This is a genomic window from Enterococcus sp. S53, assembly GCF_016516865.1.
Classification (GTDB): Bacteria; Bacillota; Bacilli; order Lactobacillales; family Enterococcaceae; genus Enterococcus_D; species Enterococcus_D innesii.
The window spans coordinates 1-1,622 of record NZ_JACVUH010000050.1; the positions used below are offsets into that span (position 1 = coordinate 1).

1 pseudogene is annotated in these 1,622 nt (G+C 41.1%); it reads right to left on the reverse strand.

Annotation, left to right across the window (positions count from 1 at the left end):
• Positions 1–113: 113 nt before the first annotated feature.
• Positions 114–1,622 (reverse strand): annotated as a pseudogene (locus IAE45_RS18510) (IS1182 family transposase); the annotation flags it as partial.

A 1,622-nucleotide genomic window follows, 5' to 3' on the forward strand; every position in this document is an offset into this window, starting at 1 on the left:
GGGGGCGTGACATAAGTTAACTAGTTACGCTCTCCAAAATATAAGGAGCACTCGAAAATCATGTGATTTTTCGAGTGCTCCTTGTTTTTTTATTCATTTTGGGTAGTTCAATTACCTATTTTTGTCAATTTCATCATATTGATTGCCGTAATGAGTAAACCCGTCTGTTTTCTGACTTTTTCTAAGCCCCGAACAGTGTATCGAGTGAAACCCAAACAAGCCTTCATAAATCCGAAGACTGTTTCCACGTCGATCTTTCTCCGACCATATATTTTTTGAATTTCAGGCGTTGATAAACGCTCTTTTTGTTTTTCTTTATGGTATTCCCAAGACGGATTTACAGTGATCTTTCTGCGATTTCCCTTTGGGGTTAAGGCTTCAGGAATGAGCGCTTGGTTCGCATCCGTTTTTTCTGCTTGGTATTCTTTAAAATCTCGGACAAAGCCATCCGCATCTGTTCGTTGACGGTAAGCATGAAAATTGAATCGTACCCCTTTGGGGTCGATGTAAAAGTCCTCCTTAGGCTCATAATCCCAATTCATTACTTTCCGATCATCTGTCTGCCATTTCTTGCTTTGTTCTTTAAACATCGTTCCATAAGGAATCAGTGCAGTATGCTGGGGAAGTTCATCTTCTATATAGCGGTAATTGCTTTCTGAACCATAGCCTGCATCGGCGACCAAATAATGAGGGGACTTTTGTGCGATCTTCATTTTTTCCAGTAATGGTTTCAGTGTTTTAGTGTCTGTTGGGTTTTGAAAGACATCGTAGCCGAGCACAAATTGATTACAAGTAGCGATCTGCAGGTTATACGCAGGTTTAAGTTGGCCATTTTTCATGTGGTCTTCTTTTACGCGCATGAATGTCGCATCATGATCAGTTTTTGAATAACTGTTTCTTGTCCCATAAGTAGAAAACTGCGTTTGATGTTCCAGAAGTTTTTCTCGCTTTGTATTTAATTTGCGTACTTGGCTTTTCAACGTTCGCCGTTGTTGTTTCGCTGGATTTGGCGAAAGACGTTTCGTTGCCTCAACTTCTTTTTCTAGTTCTTCCAGACGTAGTTCCATCCGTGTTAACAGTTCATCTATCATGTCTACTGTCAAGGTCGTCCCTTCGGGAATCTGTTTCAGGGCATACGCTTCTCTTAGTTCTGACATCATAGTAAGCAGCTTTTCGCGATTCATTTGATCAAACCGGATCGTGTTTTTCTTCCAGACAAAGCTGTACTTATTCGCATCCGCCAAGATTTTTGTCCCATCAATAAACAGCGCATCATCAATCAGATTTCGTGCACGCAGATACTCTGTCAACTTATCTAAGCCTTTATTGGTCAACTCCTGCACATCGTTGGATACACAAAAACGGGCGATCGTTCGATAAGTTGGAACCCGTTCTTGCGTCAACCAGCGAGCATATAGGTTTTCTTCAGCTAAGCGTTCAATCTTGCGACTTGTAAAGGTTTCTCGCGTATACGCAAAAAGAACCAACTTCATCATGGCACCTAAATCATATTCTCTTGGTCGACCAAAAAGATAGGGGTCATTAATCTGAAGCGCTTCGACCAGTTCATGGATAAAAACGGCGACATGATTTTCTTTTGGAGAAAATGAAGTAGATAGATC